Genomic DNA, 16,844 nt, shown 5'->3' on the forward strand with positions numbered 1-16,844 from the left:
TCAGCTGTCCTGTCCGGTTGCGGGCTGTAGGGCGGCCAAGGTGTGGGCGAGGCGTTCTTGGCGGTACTGGGCGATGGTCAGGGTGCGCAGGCGGGAGTGGTGTCCGGTCGGGTTGTCGACGAAGCCGACGGCGGACACATAGGGCTCGATGACGTGGATCTTTTGCAGCGGGGTGACGATGAGGAGTTGCAGGCCCAGTCGCTTGAAGAGGTCCAGGGCGAAGCGAGCCGATTCCTCCGAGCCGCGGCCGAAGGCTTCGTCGATGACAACGAAGCGGAAGGTACGGCTCCTGCTGCTGGTCGTGTCCAGCTTGAACTGGTAGGCGAGGGAGGCGGCCAGGATGGTGTACGCGAGCTTTTCCTTCTGGCCGCCGGACTTGCCGCCGGAGTCGGAGTACACCTCGTACTCGGAGTCGTCCTCGCGGCGTCGTTCACTGGCGCTGAACACGAACCAGTACCGCACGTCGGTGACACGCTTGATCCAGCCGCGGTCGCTTTCCGTGGAGCCTTCGCGGCCCTTGAAGCGTTCGATCAGGCGCTGGACCTGGTGGAACTTCTCCTCGGAGTACAGGTCGGAGTCGTCGCCGGACAGGACGTCGTCGGTGCAGGCGCGCAGTTCCGCAGTGAACTCGCGGATCTCGGTGTTGGGTGTCTGCTCGGGCTTGAGCATGATGTAGCGGCCCGGGTTGTAGTCGATGTCGGCCAGCGACTCGTTGATGGTGTTGATGCGGTCGCCGATCTCGTCGGCCCAGATGTTCAACTGCGCGTGAAATCCGGCGATTTCGCGGATCACGTTGGTCTTCAGGTAGGTGCGGAACTGGTCCTGGAAGCGCGGCAGGTCGTCGGCGACGAGCTTCTGGTGCACAGCACGGTATCCGGGGGCGGAGGCGACAGAGGCGTCGAGCTCGCTGGTCTCGACCTGATAGGTGTTGCGGAAGGCGCTCATCTGGGCGGCGATCGTCTGAGCGAGGCGAGTCTGCTCCTTGGCCCAGCGGTGCTTGTGCGCCGTCATCTCCTCGCGCAGCCGGGTTTCGGCCTGCGCGCACTCCTGCGCGGTCCGGCACGCCAACCGGGCTGTGGACAGGCGCCGCTCGAGGGCCGGGAAGTGGGCCTGCGCATCGCCGGCGGCCGGTTCGTCGAGGAGGGCACGGGCCTCGTCACGAGCGCGTTCAGCGGCGTCCCGTTCGCCGCAGACCCGGCCCCAGCTCTGGCTGGCCTTCTCGTGGGCGGCTTCCTGTTCGGTGATTTCGCCGGCGATCTCCGTAAGGCGCCGGGTGAGTTCGTCCAGATCCTTGGAGTCGGCCTGCAGACGCTGCTTCTCGCCGGTGAGCTCGGTGATGCGCCGTACCGCGGAAGGCCAGTCGATCTCGCTGTAGTCCTGCATCGCCGCCAGCCGGTCGAGGACCTTGTCACGGCTGATGGCGTCCTCGTAGGCGGCTCCCAGTCCGCGCCTCTTCTTCTCCATCTCGCGCTGGGCGCCATGGACCTGCCCTGCCTGGTCCAGGAGGGCATCGATCTTCGCCTGGTTCGTCCAGCCAAGCGCATAAGTGCTGCGGTCGTCGATGCGGGTGGTGTCGTTTTTCTCGTGGCGGCCCCGCGCCCCCTTGATCAATCCCTGTGCGGTGATGGCCAGTTCGGCGTGCCGGAGGTCCTCCATGGTCGATACGCAGGCGTGGGAGGCGCGGCGTTCGAGCTCGCCGGCCAGCCACGGGGTGAACGGCGAGTCGTCTCGCACTTCGAGCTTGGTGAACAGCGCCGTGGACGCGCCTGTGGGCAGGCGCCGCGGCGGGAGCTTGTCCGGGACGCGGAAGTAGACCAGCTTCGTCCCCAGGTGGTGGTCGTTGATCCAGTCGGAGACACGGGCGTACTGGTCGCCGGGGACCAGGAGGGACACGGCGAAGCCGCGCAGCAGCCGCTCGGCGGCTCCAGCCCACTCCTGTTCCTCGTCGCGGACCTGAATGAGTTCGCCGGCGAACGGCAGGACACTCTCCTCTATGCCGAGTTCGCGGCTCAGGCGGGTGCGTACCTCCAACTGCTTTCGGGGGATGTTGCTGCGGCGCGAGCGCAGACTGATCAGATCTTCGTTGAGGTCCTCGGCCTGCTGCTTCAGCCGTGCGGCCTCGACCGCGAGCGTCTCCAGCGCCGTGCGCGTCTCCTGTGTCGTCGCGGCGACGTCATGCTGAGCCCGGACAATCTCCTCGATCCGGTCGGTGAACTGGGCCTGATCGGTGACCGGAGCCAGCTCGGCCTGCTCCAGCAGGGCGGCGTGCCGACGGGCGCGCTTCTCCTGAGCGGCGCGCTGCTGCTCCGTCTCCTTGATCTGGCGCTCCAGTTCACCCAGGCGCCCGCCACCCAGGCCCTCACGCTGTAGTTCCCACCGGCGCTCCTGGCCCCGCAGCTGATCCAGCTCGTCCTTCGCGGTCTTCTTCTCGCTGTCCAGGCGGGCGAGCATCCTTTCCAGCTCGGCGCGCTGGGCTTCGTGCAGAACCGACGTGCGCTCGGCGATGAAGTACCGTAGGGCGGCCTGCTGGGCGTCGGCCTCGTCGATGCGTGCGGCCAGGCCCTCGTAGGCGTCGCAGTCCTCAAGCAGCGGGGTGAGGGCCTTGATCTGGGCGCGGGCCCGCTGAACCGAGTTGTAGGTGGTGGTCAGCGCGTCGAAGTGACTCACAATGTTGTCGGTCATGGCCGCCGCATCGAACGGTTCGAGCATGTGACTGCGCACGAAGTCGTCCAGGCTGCCCACCGACTTCATCGACACCGTCTGGTGGAAGAGTTCCAGCGCCTGCTCGGACTCGATGCCCATACGGCGCCGGAAGTCCTTGCTGTAGGGCGGGAACGTCTTGTGGACGCGCACATCGCCAGCTTCGAGGCGCTTCTTCAGGGCCCGCACCTCGGTGCCGAAGTCGGCGAAGTCTCCGGCGACGGACAGCGCCCGGTCGGCGACGAGCAACAGCCGCTCGGGGCTGGTGGCGTTCGGATCGGCCAGCCAGAACACCTGCCCCAGCGTGACGGTCGCCGCCAGCGCCGGGTTATGGAACACGCCCAGGATGACGGAGTAGCTGCCCGGCTTGCGCAGCGCCACCGGCTTGGTCGTCCCGGTGGTCTCGTTGCGTTCGGACTTGTAGTGGCCCAGGACGTAGGAGCGCAGGCTGCGCTCGCGGCTCTCCGCGCCGGCAGCCTTGTTGTAGGCAATCTTGTGGGCGGGCATGAACAGGGTGGTGATCGCATCCACCAGGGTGGACTTGCCGGAGCCGATGTCCCCGGTCAACAGCGCGTTGGCGCCGCCGAGGCCGAAGGACCACACGTGCTTGTGGAACGTGCCCCAGTTGTAGACCTCCAGACGCTCCAGCCGGAATCCGGCCGCGGCAACGTCGGTGGAGGGGGCCGTGTCGGCGGGGCCGGGCTGGGCGGGGATCACCGCTGCATCTCCTGGGGGGTATGGGTGGCCGCGTACTGGGTCAGGTTCGTTTCGAAGTCGGCGAGCCACTGCCCGTCGACGAAGGCTTTGATGATCCGCTGCACCTCGAATAGCTGCTCCTGGCCGCGGGCCCGGCGCAGGAACTGCAGGTCCACCACCTTGTTGATGTGACCGTCGATCTGGTCGACCAGACGTGCCTCATTGCTGCCAGTCGGCAGGTACGTGCGGATCAGCTCGACGATCTCGTCCCGGGTGATCATCAGGCGGGTGCCGTCCGCGCCTGCGTCGAATTCCGCGAGCCGCTTGCGCAGCAGCACGATCAGCAGACTGACGGGGTAGGACAGCGAGCGGCGGGGCATCAGCCGCGGCGGCGCCATGCGGGGGTCTCGGACGTCGTCTTCATCGTCGGGCTTCGACTGGAGGAAGGCGTAGCCCTCCATCTCGTCGATCACCACGCGTAGCCCCATGACGTCGACGTAGTCCTTCACACCGGCACTGTGGTGCAGCAGGGCGTCCCAGGCGCGCTCGTGCTGGTCGCGGAATACCGGTCCCTTGAACAGCTGGTTGACCGGAAGCGAGAGGGTGTACGGCTGTTGCGGGGTGGGGGTGGCAGGCTTGGTCATCGCCCCTCCTTCAGGCTGGACGCCCAGGCGATGCCGGGGCTGGTGCGGGCAAAGGTGACCACGGGCACCGTGGCGACCTGCTGGACGTCGTCCTCGCCGATCCAAGCGATCTCTTCTTGACGGTGGTCGTCGAACACGGTGGTGAACCCGTCGTCCGGCAAGGCGAAGTAGGCGACCAGTTCGGCAAGTCCCTGCTCCAAGGGGTGTTCGCGCAGCGCCTCGGCCAAGGACACCTGTGTGCGGGAGCCAAGGACGTGGTGCACCGCAGCCGTGAGACGGGCCGGATCCACATACACCGCCTCGAACAAAGCGTCGGCGGCGAACTCCTCGTCCCCTGTCTGGATCCCGGTACTGTCGATCGGTGTCTTGACCACAGGCGTATACAAAGGCCGCTCCATCGGCAGCACGATGGCCGGAGCTGCCGCATCGATCTCGGCGACCAGTCCCACGCCGGGCACATCGCGCAGGGCCAGGGCCTGAGACTCGATCCCACGGACCAGCTCCAGGACACGGCGATCCTCCGAGCGCACCTGATCGTCCAGGAACCGGCACAGTTGATCCGACAGCTGCCTCACTGTGGTCTGGGTGCGTTCGGCAGCCTCCAGCCAGTCCCGGGGCATGCGCCGCATCCTCGGGTCGGGCTCTCCGATGGCGTCCGTCGCCTCTACCTCGGCCAACAACACCTTGAGCTCGTCCTGACGGCTCGGAGCGAGCAGGAAGTCGTAGAACGCCTGGAAGGTCCGGCCCTGGTCCGACTCCGCGATGCTCTCCCGGCTGCCCAGGACCTCATCCAGGAGTTCGCCCTTAGCCCCGTCCCATGCGGCGATCTTGCTCCGCAGGTCGCGGTCCAGGCCCCGGAAGTTCGCCTCAACCTCGCGGAAGTCAGCCAGCAGCCCATAGGCCGTCGCAGTCACCTGCTGGTAGCGGTCCCGCAACGCCGCACTGTCCAGGACGTCCACCTCGCCGGCCTCAACCCGCGCGATCTCCTGGTCGATCTCATGCCGGCGCCGCGTGAGCTCCGCCAGCCGTGCCTCGGGGTCGGTTTCGGTCCCGAACGTCATCTGCCGCAATAGATCGAAGATCGTATTCAGGCGCGACTCCGTGCCGACAAACGTACGCTCTTCAAGCGACCGGACCCACGCGATGGCCTTCTCGACCGCAGCCGTGGCGTCATAGTGCGGCTCATCCGAATCCGGCGGGTAGTACTTGCGCAGCCAGCCGTTCTCCGGCGCCGACCAGTCATCCAGATACGCCTTGGCAGACTTGGGAAACGCGCCTTGTCCCAGCCGCTCATTGAGCGCGAACAGCTCGTCATCCAAGCGTTCGACCAGCTCCGTACCGGCAATGGAGCGAGCCCCCTGCTCGACAAACACCTTGTTGAAAAAGCTCAGCATCAGCGCCGCGTTGCCGGCCGTCAGCAGCCGCCACGCGGCGCTCTGCTTGCGCAACGCGACGAGACGGTCGTAGTCCAACTCCATGTGCCCTACCCCTAACTACCCCAGCGGGTGCGACGGCCCTTCTCTCCAGCGGCGAAAAGGGCGTCCCACACGGCCAGCGCCCATATCCCTACGGCCACGCACAGGAATCCCATGTCAGCCACAAATGAACCGTAGAGGCCACCACTGACAACGGGGATCGATAGAGCGGGCCACCGGACTAGCCAAGGCAGCTTCCAAGAAGGAATTCAGCAGGTGAGGCCGTAGATGCATCCTGATTCTGCGACGCCGCCAACCCTTACCCAGCAGCCCTTTCCGAACAAATTTCCGGACCCGATCCGGGGGCATGGACATGCTCATTGAACTTCCGCAGCTGCGACACCGCATGACTGTTATCCGGTCACGTCATTCGACGTCGGCGATTATGCCGAGCTCGGCCATTCGCCCGAGCACCCAAGCAGTACGGCATTCCCCAGGGTTCTCGCCTGCCGCGCAACGTCCCCGCCCTGTGCTGCACCCCGGCCACCGAACCCACATCGTCACCGCTGCCCTCCCTGCGCCCGTCGAGCCGGAACACAGCAAGACAGCGTCGAACACCACGCACAGTCCCATCCCCCAACGCAGAAACCCCCGCCGGAGCCAGCCGACGGGGGTTCCTCATCTCTCACCCGCTATCACGTGCCTATCACCAACAGCGTCGACGCACCTGGACCACAAGGACCCGACCTGCGAAAACGCTCCTGAGCTAGACCACCTGGACCGCACAAGACGGTTCCGACCACATGTGCCAGGTCGTCCCGAGGGCAGCCCCCAGGACGAGGACGGGGGCGCCTTCGGGGCCGTCGATCCGGTGCTGAAGGGTCTTCTCGCTCACGCGACCCAAGCTACCCATTCGATGACACGATCCTGACACCCGGGTCAGGAAGCGTTCGTCAAAAACGAGCCGCAGATCAGAAATGCACGGTCGAAACGGTGTAAACGACCGGGTGCTCGGGCTCGTCGAAGCTCACCATGATCCGCTGCGAGGGTTGCGGCGCCGGCCGGTTGACCGTGGTTCCCTGCCACGGCCAGTCGACCTGGAAGTCCCAGCCGACCTTGGCGGCCTGTGCGGGCTCGATGGTGATCGCGCCCTTCTTCAGGGCGGCGGTGTTGGAGCCGACCGCCTTGAGGTACGCCGCCAGCCCGTTGTCGTTGGTGCGGAACTGCACGAACAGGGCGCTGGTCTTCCAGGAGTTGGTCTCGTAGTAGTAGACGGGCGTGGAGCCGAGCGGCACCGGGACGTCGTAGATCCGCTGCTGCAACCGGGAGGGGAAGGCGTTGGTCAGCCCGGTGGCGGCGGCCTCGGACTCCTTGTCCTCGCCGCCGTCCCGGCTCTGCTGGGCGGAGATGACGAAGTAGCCGGCCGGGATGGTGATCAGCAGGAAGATCACCAGTGCCATCAGGAAGGGGCGGCGGGTCCGGGCGCGGGGCGCGGGGCCCGCTGCGTGCTCGTCGTGCCGGGGCTGCTGGTCCGGGTCGGTCATCGGCGGCCCGACCGTTCGTAGCGTTCGTAGCGCTCCGCGCGGCGGCGGTTGGCGCGCCGGAAGCGGCGGGCCACCAGGCGGGCGAGGTCGGCGGCGCCCACCATCCCGGCCTCGGGGCCGAGTTGGGCCTTGGCGATGGTGGCCTCGGGGCGGTAGCCGCGGCCGGTGAGGTGGCGCTTGAAGGCGTCCCGGGCGGGGCCGATCAGCAGGTCGTCGGCGGCGCTGACGCCACCGCCGATGACGAAGCAGGAGGGGTCGAGGGCGGCGGCGAGGTTGGCGATGCCGACGCCGAGCCACTGGCCGATGTCCTGGAGGAGCTCGACGCACATCGCGTCGCCCTCGCGGGCCAGCTCGGTGATCAACGGGCCGGTGATGTCGCCGATCCGGCCGCCGACCCGCTCGATGATGTTGTACGCGACCGGTGAGTCGGCGGCGGCCAGCTCCCGCGCCTCGCGGACCAGGGCGTTGCCGGAGCTGTACTGCTCCCAGCAACCGCGGTTGCCGCACGGGCAGCGGTGGCCGCCGGGGACCACCTGCATGTGGCCGAACTCGCCGGCCACCCCGTACTTGCCGCGCTTTATCGCGCCGTCCTCCAGGATGGCGCCGCCGATGCCGGTGCCGAGCGTGATCATGACGAGGTGGTCCTCGCCGCGGCCGGCACCGAACCGCCACTCCGCCCAGGCGGCGGTGTTGGCGTCGTTGTCGACCATGACCGGGACCGCGAGGCGCTCGGCGAGGCGGTCCCGCAGCGGCTCGTTGCGCCAGTTCAGGTGCGGGGCGAAGAGCACCCGGGAGCGGTCGGCGTCCACCCAGCCGGCGGCGCCGATGCCCACGGCGTGCACGTCGTGCCGGTCGGAGAGGTCCAGCACCAGCTCGGTGATGGTGTCCTCGACGACCTTGGGGCTCTTGGACTTGTCCGGCGTCTCGGCGCGGACCTTCTCCAGGATGTTGCCGTCGGCGTCGACCACCCCCGCCATGACCTTGGTGCCGCCGATGTCGATGCCGACGGTGGGCACCCGGGGGGCGGTCAGGTGCGAGCGGCGCTCGCGGGCGCCGACGGTGCGCAGGACGGTGGCGCGGGCGGTGCCGCGGTGTGCCCGGTCCCGGTACATGCTCATCGGATCACCCCTCGGACCTCGTCGCGGGTACGGCTGCCGGGACAGCCGTGGTGGCTGCCGTTTCGGTCTCGACGGCTGCGTGCGGGCAAGAGTCGTCTCGTCCCTGCGGGTCTCGGGGAGGCGGTGGCCTCCTTGGATGGTCCGGTGCGATTGTGCATCACCCGCGCCGGCCGGCGCACCGCGGTGCCGGGCTGTGCGCCCCGCACCGGCCAGGAGCCGGCACGGGGCGCGCACGGGTTCACTCGGGCCGGTGACCCCCGGGGAACTCCGCGGGGGCGGAGCGGGACAGCTCGTGGCTGAGCTGCTCCAACTCGCTGCCGCCGGCCATCTGCCGGGTCAGCTCCTCCAGCGCGATCTCCGACTTGAGGTGGCTGCCGGCCATGGTGCCGCGCTTGAGCAGCACGAAGCGGTCGCCGACCAGGTAGGCGTGGTGCGGGTTGTGGGTGATCAACACCACGCCGAGCCCGGCGTCCCGGGCGGCCGCGACGTACTTGAGCACCACGCCGGACTGCTTGACGCCGAGCGCCGCGGTCGGCTCGTCCAGGACGAGGACCTTGGCGCCGAAGTAGACGGCGCGGGCGATCGCGACGCACTGCCGCTCACCGCCGGAGAGGGTGCCGATGGGCTGGTCGACGTCGCGCAGGTCGATGCCCATCCGCAGCAGTTCGGCGCGGGTGGTCTCGCGCATGGTGCGGACGTCGAGCCGGCGGAACGGGCCGACGCCGGTGGTCGGCTCGGAGCCCAGGAAGAAGTTCCGCCACACCGGCATCAGCGGCACCACCGCCAGGTCCTGGTAGACGGTGGCGATGCCGCGGTCCAGGGCCTCGCGCGGGGAGCCGAGCCGCGCCTGTTCGCCCTCTATGCGGAAGGCACCGGCGTCGTGCTGGTGCAGCCCCGCGATGATCTTGATGAGGGTGGACTTGCCGGCGCCGTTGTCGCCGAGCACGCAGGTGATCTCGCCCGCGTGCACCTCCAGTGACACCCCGGTCAACGCCTTGACGTTGCCGTAGAACTTGCTGACGTCATCGAGTTCGACGAGGGCCGTCATGATTTGTCCTCCGCGCGCTTGCGGACCCAGGCGTTCAGGAGCGTGGCGAGCAGCAGCATCACGCCGAGGAAGAACTTGTACCAGTCCGGGTTCCACTGCGCGTAGACGATGCCCTTGCTGGCCATGCCGAAGATCAGCGCACCGACCGCGGCGCCGATCGCCGAGCCGAAACCGCCGGTCATCAGACAGCCGCCGACCGCCGCCGCGATGATGTAGAGGAACTCGTTGCCGACGCCGTCGCCGGACTGGATCGCGTCGAACGAGAACAACAGGTGCTGGCCCGAGATCCAGGCGCAGAACGCGACGCCCATGTAGAGGCCGATCTTGGTGCGGGTGACCGGGACGCCGACCGCGCGGGCCGCGTCCGCGTTGCCGCCCACCGCGAAGATCCAGTTGCCGGCCCGGGTCCGCAGCAGGACCCAGGTGGCGACCGCGACCAGCGCCAGCCACCACACGATGGTGATCTGGATGTCCACGCCGCCGATGGTCAGGTGCGAGGCGAAGAGCGCGCGGGCGGAGTCGAAGCCCTCCATGTCGGCGATGGACTTGGTCGAGACGGTGCCGCTGATCAGCTTGGTGAAGCCGAGGTTGAGGCCGGTGAGCATGAAGAAGGTGCCCAGCGTGATGACGAAGCTGGGCAGCTTCGTCCGGGTCAGCAGCACCCCGTTGAAGGCCCCGATGGCGAGGGTGACCAGCAGCGAAACCCCGACGCCGACCCAGGTGTTGGCGGTCATCTGGTAGCTGAACATCGACGAGACCAGCGCCGAGCTGACCACCATCACGCCGGCCGACAGGTCGAACTCCCCACCGATCATCAGCAGCGCCACCGGGACGGCCATGATGCCGATCGTCGACGACGCGTACAGGACCGTGGAGAGGCTGGCGGGCCGCAGGAACGGCTCGGCGATCAGCGAGAAGAAGAGGAAGACGGCGATCGCGCCGACCACCGAGCCCAGCTCGGGGCGGCTCATCAGCCGGCGGGCCAGGGAGCGGTGCACCAGCCGCTCGTCGCCCGGGCCCCCGGTCGGGGCGGGCTGCCGAGCGGGTGCATCGGCGGCGCTCATCGGGTCCCCCGCTTCGTGTACTCCTGCAGCGCGGCGGCGTCCTTCTTGGTGATCACCTGGGGTCCGGTGAGCACCGGCTTGCCACCGCCGAGGACGTCGGAGTTGTACTTGTAGAGCCACAGCAGGTCGACCGCCTGGTAGCCCTGGAGGTAGGGCTGCTGGTCGACGGCGAAGCCCAGGGAACCGTCCTTCAGGCCGTTCGCCACCTGGGCGTTGAGGTCGAAGGTGTCGATCTCGGCCTTGCTGCCGGCCTGCTCCTTGGCCTGGACGGCGGTGGGGGCGAACGGCGCACCGAGGGTGACCACGGCGTCGATGGCCGGGTCGGCCTGGAGCTTGGACTCGATGGACGCCTGCACGTCGGGCATGTTGGTGCCGTCCACGTACAGCTTCTGCAGCTCGCCCTTGAAGGTCTTCGCCGCACCGTCGCAGCGCTGCTCGTGACCGACGTTGCCCTGCTCGTGCAGGACGCACAGGGCCTTCTTCTTCCCGCGCTTGGTCAGCTCCTCGCCGACCGCCTCGCCGGCCACCGTCTCGTCCTGGCCGATGTGGGTCAGCGCGCCGAACGCCTTGGACTCGGCGGCGCCGGAGTTCACCGTGATGACCGGGATGCCGGCCTTCTCGGCCTTGCGCACCACGTCCTTCATGGCGTCCGGCTTGGCCAGCGAGACGATCAGTCCGTCGACCTTCTGGTCGATGTAGGACTGCACGAGCTGGCTCTGCCGCTGGGCCTCCTTGTCGTGCGCGTAGACGAAGTTGATGTTGTCCTTGACCGCGGCCTGCTGGGCGCCGTTCTGCACGATGTCCCAGAAGGTGTCGCCGTCTCCCGAGTGGGTGACCATCGCGAACGTCCACCGGGGGGTGTGCACGGCGGCCTTGCCCCCGGCGGCCTGCGCCGCGCGTTCCTCGGCGCGCTTGCCGCCGGTGCTGCTGCACCCCGCGAGGGAGACGCCGAGCACCGCTGCCAGCACGGCGCCCACGACGCGTCCTCTTCTTCCAACCCTTGCCACGAGGAAACGCCTCTCCCGCTCTTGTCGCTGTCCCGGGTCTGTCTGGTGTCGCCGCGACGCCGGGCGACCGGGCCGGGCAACCGACCAAGTATCCGTTACCGGCGTTCTGTACCGATTCATGGGGCCCGGCCGTAGGGGGCCGGTGCCGGATGGTAGGCACTCCGGCGACGGGCCGCGGGGTTTCCCGGGCCGACCTTTACCGTACGGCCTCGCGCCTCACGGCCGGACCAGCAGCTGGAACTCGAAGGCGTAACGGGACGCGCGGTAGACGTGCGAGCCGAACTCCACCGGGCGTCCGGTGTCGTCGAAGGTGGTGCGCTCCATCGTGAGCAGGGGCGCGCCCTCGGGCTCGTCGAGCCGGGCGGCCTCCTCGGCGGTCGCCGCGCGGGCGCCGACGGCCTGCCGGGCGCTGTGCAGGGTGATGCCGGCGGCCCGCATCAGGCGGTACAGGCCGGTCTCCTCCAGGTCGGCGGTCGCCAGCCCCAGCAGACCGAGGGGGAGGTGGTTGCGCAGATGGGCCACGGGCTCGCCGTGGGTCAGCCGCAGCCGCTCGACCAGGGCGACCTCCGTGCCCTCGGCGATCCCCAGGGCGGCGGCGACCTCGGCGTCCGCCTCGGTGGTGGTGTTCAGCAGGACGCGGGTGGCCGGCTTCTGCCCGGCCGCCTCCAGGTCGTCGTAGAGGCTGCTGAGCTCCAGCGGGCGCTTGACCTGGCTGTGCACGACCTGGGTGCCGATGCCGCGGCGGCGGACCAGCAGGCCCTTGTCGACCAGCGACTGGATCGCCTGGCGCACGGTGGGCCGGGACAGGCCGAGTCGACCGGCCAGCTCGATCTCGTTGCCGAGCAGGCTGCCGGGGGCCAGCCGGCCGTTCTCGATCGCCGCCTCCAGTTGCTGCGACAACTGGAAGTACAACGGGACCGGACTGTTCCGGTCCACGCTGAACTGGACGGGGCTCTCGCCGCCCGCGGCTTGTGCATCGCGTTTCCCCACGCTCGCGAGCGTATCCGGCCGCACAGATGACGGGAAGTCCGGAGGTCACATTGTCCGGACAAGGACGGTCGGAGGGGCCGGAAGGTGCGGAGGCCCCGGCCCGTAGGTGCGCGTCGGGCGGGCCCGGCTACCAGGGCAGCGGGCGGCCGTCGCGGAAGAAGCCGCCGGTCGGCCCGTCGTCGGGCAGCGTCGCCGCGTACAGGACGCTGGCCGCGCCCTCCGCGACCGGCCGGCCGCCGGCGCCGCCCATGTCGGTGGCCACCCAGCCCGGGCAGACGGCGTTGACCAGCACGCCGTCCGCCCGCAGTTCCGCGGCGAGCATCCTGGTCAGCGCGTTGAGCGCGGCCTTGGAGGCGGAGTACGCGGGGGTGCCGCCGCCCATGTTCGTCAACGAGGCGGCCTCGCTGGAGACGTTGACCAGCCGGGGGTGGGCCGAGGCGCGCAGCAGCGGCGCGCACGCGATGGCCATCCGCCACGGCCCGTAGAGGTTGGTCTCGGCCGCCTCGCGCACCACCGCCAGATCGGCGGTGACGGCCCGCTGCCAGGTGTCGTAGCTGATCCCGGCGTTGTTGACCAGCACGTCCAGCCGGCCGAAGGCGTCGGCGACCTCGGCGGCGGCGCGCGCCACGCTGCGGTCGTCGGTGACGTCCAGGGGCAGCGGGCGGAGGTCGACGTCGGAGCGGGCCGTGGCGCGCAGCTCCTCGGCCGTCCGCCGGGTGGCGTCCGGGTCGCGGCCGGTGAGCAGCACGGTGTGGCCGCGCTCGGCGAGTTGGCGGCTCACCTCGCGGCCGATGCCGCGGGTGGCGCCGGTGACGAGGGAGACGGGGGCGGTGGGCGGCATGGGGCGCTCCGGGGTGGGTCGCGGACGGGGCGGGGGCGGTGCGGAGTACCTGGCCGGTCGCGGGCGGGCGGTCACCGCTCGCGGGCGTCGTCCGCCCGTATGGCCGCCGCGGGGTCCGGTGCGTCCGTGGCCGGCCGGCCCGCCGCGTCCTTGGCCAGCGCCCGGATTCCGACGAACAGCAGCAGCGCGCCCAGCAGCGGGCCGACCGCCGCGATGCCGACCGTCGTCGGGATGCCGAAGTGGCCGGAGAGCGCGCCGAACGACAGCGGCCCGACGGCGCCGCCGGCGAACAGCCCGCCCTGCATCGCCGCCCCGGCCCGGGCGCTCTCCCCCGGCATCAGCCGCATGGTGGCGGCGAGCAGTAGCCCGGTCCAGCCCCAGCCGCCGGCCACCGCGAGCAGCGCGCCGATCAGGAACGCCACCGGGGTACCCGCGACGATGGTGGCGAGCCCGGCGGTGCCCGTGAGCATCATCACGGCGACGGTCCGGGGGATCCGGTGCGGCGCCCGGTCCGCCAGGCCGCCCGAGCCGAGGCGCACCGCGACGCCGAGCAGGCTGGCCAGCATCTGGAGCGTGCCGGCGATGCCCGGCGAGAATCCCGAGGCGGTGCCGATCTGGATGAAGTAGGCCGAGCCGACGTTGCTGCCGATGGTCGCCAGCGCCGCGGCCAGGCTCCAGGCGACCACCACCCGACCGACGGTGCGCGGCGACGGTCCCGCGGCGGCCCGCCCGGTCGGCGCGCCGGCCGTCCGCTCCGCCTCGACCGCCCCGACTCCCGCCGGGCGGGCCAGCGCCGCCGCGATCAGCGTCAGCAAGGCCAGCCCGGCCGCCGTCCACAGCGCGGGCCGCCAGCCGTGCGGCGCCGCGATCAGCGTCACCAACAGGCCGGGCAGGAACGGCCCGGCGCCGAGCGAGGCGCCGAACAGGCCGCCGGCGAAGGAGTGTCGACCGGGCGCGATGTCGGTGGCGATCACCTGGGCCGCGACCGGCTGGGTGAAGGCGTTGCCGAGCCCGGCGAGCGCCAACAACAGGCACAGGTGCCACAGTTGCCCGGCCAGCGCCAGGCCGGCGAGCACCGCGGTCGCCAGCAGGGCGACACCGCCGAGCGCGGCCCGGACCGGCAGCCGCGGCACGATCCGGCGGGCCACCGGGGCGCCCACCGCAGTGAAGGCGAAGAAGCATGTGACGGCCGCGCCGAAGGCGGTGCCGGAGAGGTGCAGCGAGCGCTGGACGGGCGCCGCGAGGGCGGGTGCCATCAGGCCGGGGGTGACGGCCGCGATGGTCACAACGACGGTGGCGACCAGGCGGCCCCAACGGCTGCGGGGCACCGGACCGGTGGCGCCCGGGGTCGCACCGGCGACCGGGATCGGGACCGGCCCCAACAAGGGCTGTTCTGCGGCGAGTTGCGGCTTCGGGGAGGAGTCCATGCAGCGATCCTGCGGCCGGATTCCGCCCCCCGTCCAAGGTCTTTTCTGATAGCCAGGGGTTATGGACGCCCACCTTCGCGATCTGCGCTACTTCCTCGCCACCGCCGAGGAGTTGAACTTCACCCGGGCCGCCGAGCGGCTGTTCATCTCGCAGCCGGCGCTCAGCAAACAGATCCGCCAACTGGAGACGGGCCTGCGGGTCCGGCTCTTCCACCGCGACCGGCGCACGGTGACGCTCACCGAGGCCGGCGCCGCGCTGCTACCCCGGGCAAGGGAGCTGCTCGGCCTCTGGGACGAGGCCCAGCGCGCGGTGAGCGACGCGGCGGCCGCCGAAGCCGCGGTGCTGACCCTGGGCGTCTCGACCAGTGTGGGCCGCGGCCTCCTCCCCGCCGTCCGGGCGCAGTTCGCCGAGCGCCGCCCCAACTGGCGCATACAGGTGCGGCAGGTCCCCTGGGGCGACGGCACCGCCGGGCTCGCCGGCGGCACCGCCGATCTGGCGCTGCTGTGGCTGCCGTTCCCGGGCCAGGAGGCGTTCGCCGTCGAGGTGGTGGCCACCGAGCCGCGGTGGGTGGCGCTGCCGGCCGGGCACCGGCTCGCGGACGCCGCCGAGGTCCCGTTCGCCGAACTGCTCGACGAGCCGTTCCTCGCGCTCCCGGAGAGCGCGGGCGCGCTGCGCGACCACTGGCTCGCGACGGACGAGCGCGGCGGCCGGCCGGTGCGGATCGGGGCCGAGGTGGCCGGCGCGGACGAGACGTTCGAGGCGGTGGAGGAGGGGTTGGGCGTGGTCCTCCTGGCCGCCGGCAACGCCGCGATCTACCGGCGCCCCGGCGTGGTCGCCCGCCCCGTGGTCGGCCTGTCCCCCAGCCAACTGGCGCTGGCCTGGCGGGCGGACGACCACCGGACCGCGCTGCGCGACGCCGTCGAGGCGGTCCGGCGGGCCGGGCCGCCGGCGTAGCATCCCGCCAACCTGCCGGCCCCGCCGGCCCGCTGCCCCGCCATGGAGGAGCCGCCCCGTGTCCGTACGCCGCATCGTCCCGAACCTCCGCCTCGCCGAGGGCGACGCCTCCGAGGCCATGGCCGGCCACCGGGCCTTCTACGGCCTGCTCGGCCTGGAGGAGGTGATGAACCACGGCTGGGTGATGACGCTGGCCTCCCCCGTCGAGCCCGCCGCGCAGCTGTCCTTCCTGACGCACGACGCGACCGCGCCGGTCGTCCCCGACCTGAGCATCGAGGTCGCGGACGTGGACGCGGTGTACGAGGCGGTGCGGGCGTCCGGCGCGCGGATCGTGCACCCGTTGCGGGACGAGGAGTGGGGCGTGCGCCGCTTCTTCGTCGAGGCCCCGGACGGGCGGGTGGTCAACGTCCTGGGCCACCACCGCCCGCCGACCGACTGATCGGAACCAAACCCTCCGGTCGCCGGCCGCCAACGGTCGAGCCCCAACTACCGGCCCGGGCCCCCCGCTTCGCCCGGCTACTTCATCCAGGCGTCCTCGTACTTCCGGTACGTCCCGTCGTGCGTGGCGAGGTGCACCCACTGGTCCACGTACGCCTTGAACTGGTCGTCGCCGCGGGGCAGCGCATAGCCCTTCTCGGAGAAGGTGAACGGCTTGTCAGGGTGGACCGCGCACAGTTGGGGGTGGATCTTGGCCTGGTAGCGGGTCTCGCTGGCGTCGGTCATCATCACGTCGGCGCGGCCGGCGATGATCTCGTCGAAGATCGTGGTGTTGTCCGGGTGGACGGTGAGGGTGGCGCGCTTGAGGTGAGCGCGGGCGAACTGCTCGTTGGTGCCGCCGGGGTTGACCACGACGCGGGTGCCGGGCCGGTCGATCTGGTCCAGCGTCCGGTACTTGTCCTGGTCGGCGCAGCGGACGATGGGGGTCTTGCCGTCGGTGCGGGTCGGCTCGCTGAAGTACACGGACCGGGCGCGGGCCAGGGTGATCGAGACGCCGCCCATGCCGATGTCGCAGCGGCCGGACGTCAGGTCGCCGACCAACCCGCCCCAGGTCGTCGGGGTGTAACGGGCCGTGGCGTCCAGGCTCTTGGCGAGGTCCCGGGCCATGTCGATGTCCACGCCGCGGTACCGGCCGGTCGCCGGGTCGCGGTAGCTGAAGGGGCGGTAGTCGCCGGTGGTGCAGACCCGCAGCACCCCGCGGCGCGGGACGGCGTCCAGGAGCGTGGCCGGCCGCTGCCGGTCGCGCTGGGCCCCGGCCGCGGTGGCGGTGCCCGCGGTTGAGGCGGGGGTGTGGGAGGCGGCCGGGGCCGCGGCGGTGAGGGCGAGCAGGCAGGCGAGGGCGGGGAGGATCGCGGCGCGCTTCATCGTGGGCTGGCTCCTGAGCAGATGGCCGGAGCG

Annotated in this window: 15 protein-coding genes; 2 read left to right on the forward strand and 13 right to left on the reverse strand. The window is 70.6% G+C overall.

Annotated elements, in window-relative coordinates; genetic code table 11:
• From PV796_RS09835 to PV796_RS09890, 12 genes are all read right to left on the reverse strand, one after another.
• Window positions 1–3,417 carry an ATP-binding protein gene (locus PV796_RS09835; protein WP_274912561.1) on the reverse strand — a complete coding sequence of 1,139 codons (3,417 nt, stop codon included), beginning with the start codon at window positions 3,415–3,417 and terminating at the stop codon, window positions 1–3.
• Window positions 3,414–4,040 carry a DUF4194 domain-containing protein gene (locus PV796_RS09840; protein ID WP_274912562.1) on the reverse strand — a complete coding sequence of 209 codons (627 nt, stop codon included), beginning with the start codon at window positions 4,038–4,040 and terminating at the stop codon, window positions 3,414–3,416. The genes PV796_RS09835 and PV796_RS09840 overlap by 4 nt, the downstream gene beginning before the upstream one ends.
• On the reverse strand, window positions 4,037–5,518 hold the full coding sequence (locus tag PV796_RS09845; RefSeq protein ID WP_274912563.1) for a DUF3375 domain-containing protein: 1,482 nt from the start codon (window positions 5,516–5,518) through the stop codon (window positions 4,037–4,039). The genes PV796_RS09840 and PV796_RS09845 overlap by 4 nt, the downstream gene beginning before the upstream one ends.
• A 703-nt stretch (window positions 5,519–6,221) precedes the next feature.
• A complete protein-coding gene (locus PV796_RS09850; protein WP_274912564.1) occupies window positions 6,222–6,350 on the reverse strand; it encodes a 3-oxoadipate enol-lactone hydrolase in 129 nt (42 codons plus the stop codon).
• A gap of 76 nt (window positions 6,351–6,426) precedes the next feature.
• Complete coding sequence (locus tag PV796_RS09855) at window positions 6,427–6,999, reverse strand: hypothetical protein (RefSeq protein ID WP_274912565.1); 573 nt, start codon at window positions 6,997–6,999, stop codon at window positions 6,427–6,429.
• Window positions 6,996–8,117 carry an ROK family glucokinase gene (locus tag PV796_RS09860; RefSeq protein WP_274912566.1) on the reverse strand — a complete coding sequence of 374 codons (1,122 nt, stop codon included), beginning with the start codon at window positions 8,115–8,117 and terminating at the stop codon, window positions 6,996–6,998. The genes PV796_RS09855 and PV796_RS09860 overlap by 4 nt, the downstream gene beginning before the upstream one ends.
• A gap of 238 nt (window positions 8,118–8,355) precedes the next feature.
• Entirely contained in the window at window positions 8,356–9,165 is an 810-nt protein-coding gene (locus tag PV796_RS09865) for an ATP-binding cassette domain-containing protein (RefSeq protein WP_274912567.1), read from the reverse strand.
• Window positions 9,162–10,229, reverse strand: a complete 1,068-nt coding sequence (locus tag PV796_RS09870) for an ABC transporter permease (RefSeq protein ID WP_274912568.1) — start codon at window positions 10,227–10,229, stop codon at window positions 9,162–9,164. Before PV796_RS09870 ends, PV796_RS09865 begins: the two co-directional genes overlap by 4 nt.
• Entirely contained in the window at window positions 10,226–11,236 is a 1,011-nt protein-coding gene (locus PV796_RS09875) for a sugar ABC transporter substrate-binding protein (protein WP_446750583.1), read from the reverse strand. Before PV796_RS09875 ends, PV796_RS09870 begins: the two co-directional genes overlap by 4 nt.
• Before the next feature lie 216 nt (window positions 11,237–11,452).
• Window positions 11,453–12,226, reverse strand: a complete 774-nt coding sequence (locus PV796_RS09880) for a GntR family transcriptional regulator (protein WP_274912569.1) — start codon at window positions 12,224–12,226, stop codon at window positions 11,453–11,455.
• Between the two features lie 127 nt (window positions 12,227–12,353).
• Window positions 12,354–13,067: an SDR family NAD(P)-dependent oxidoreductase gene (locus PV796_RS09885; RefSeq protein ID WP_274912570.1), complete on the reverse strand. Its 714-nt coding sequence runs from the start codon at window positions 13,065–13,067 to the stop codon at window positions 12,354–12,356.
• 71 nt (window positions 13,068–13,138) lie between these two features.
• Window positions 13,139–14,494 (reverse strand): MFS transporter, encoded by a 1,356-nt coding sequence (locus PV796_RS09890; RefSeq protein WP_274912571.1) that lies wholly within the window; start codon window positions 14,492–14,494, stop codon window positions 13,139–13,141.
• Window positions 14,495–14,555: 61 nt separating this feature from the next.
• Between PV796_RS09890 and PV796_RS09895 the strand changes: the two genes are divergently transcribed.
• Window positions 14,556–15,449: a LysR family transcriptional regulator gene (locus tag PV796_RS09895; protein WP_274912572.1), complete on the forward strand. Its 894-nt coding sequence runs from the start codon at window positions 14,556–14,558 to the stop codon at window positions 15,447–15,449.
• A gap of 58 nt (window positions 15,450–15,507) precedes the next feature.
• Window positions 15,508–15,888: a VOC family protein gene (locus tag PV796_RS09900; protein WP_274912573.1), complete on the forward strand. Its 381-nt coding sequence runs from the start codon at window positions 15,508–15,510 to the stop codon at window positions 15,886–15,888.
• 77 nt (window positions 15,889–15,965) lie between these two features.
• On the opposite strand, the gene PV796_RS09905 is transcribed toward PV796_RS09900, so the two are convergent.
• Window positions 15,966–16,811: a transporter substrate-binding domain-containing protein gene (locus PV796_RS09905; RefSeq protein ID WP_274912574.1), complete on the reverse strand. Its 846-nt coding sequence runs from the start codon at window positions 16,809–16,811 to the stop codon at window positions 15,966–15,968.
• Window positions 16,812–16,844: the final 33 nt, after the last annotated feature.

It is taken from the genome of Streptomyces sp. WZ-12 (assembly GCF_028898845.1).
In the GTDB taxonomy this organism is placed as follows: domain Bacteria; phylum Actinomycetota; class Actinomycetes; order Streptomycetales; family Streptomycetaceae; genus Streptomyces.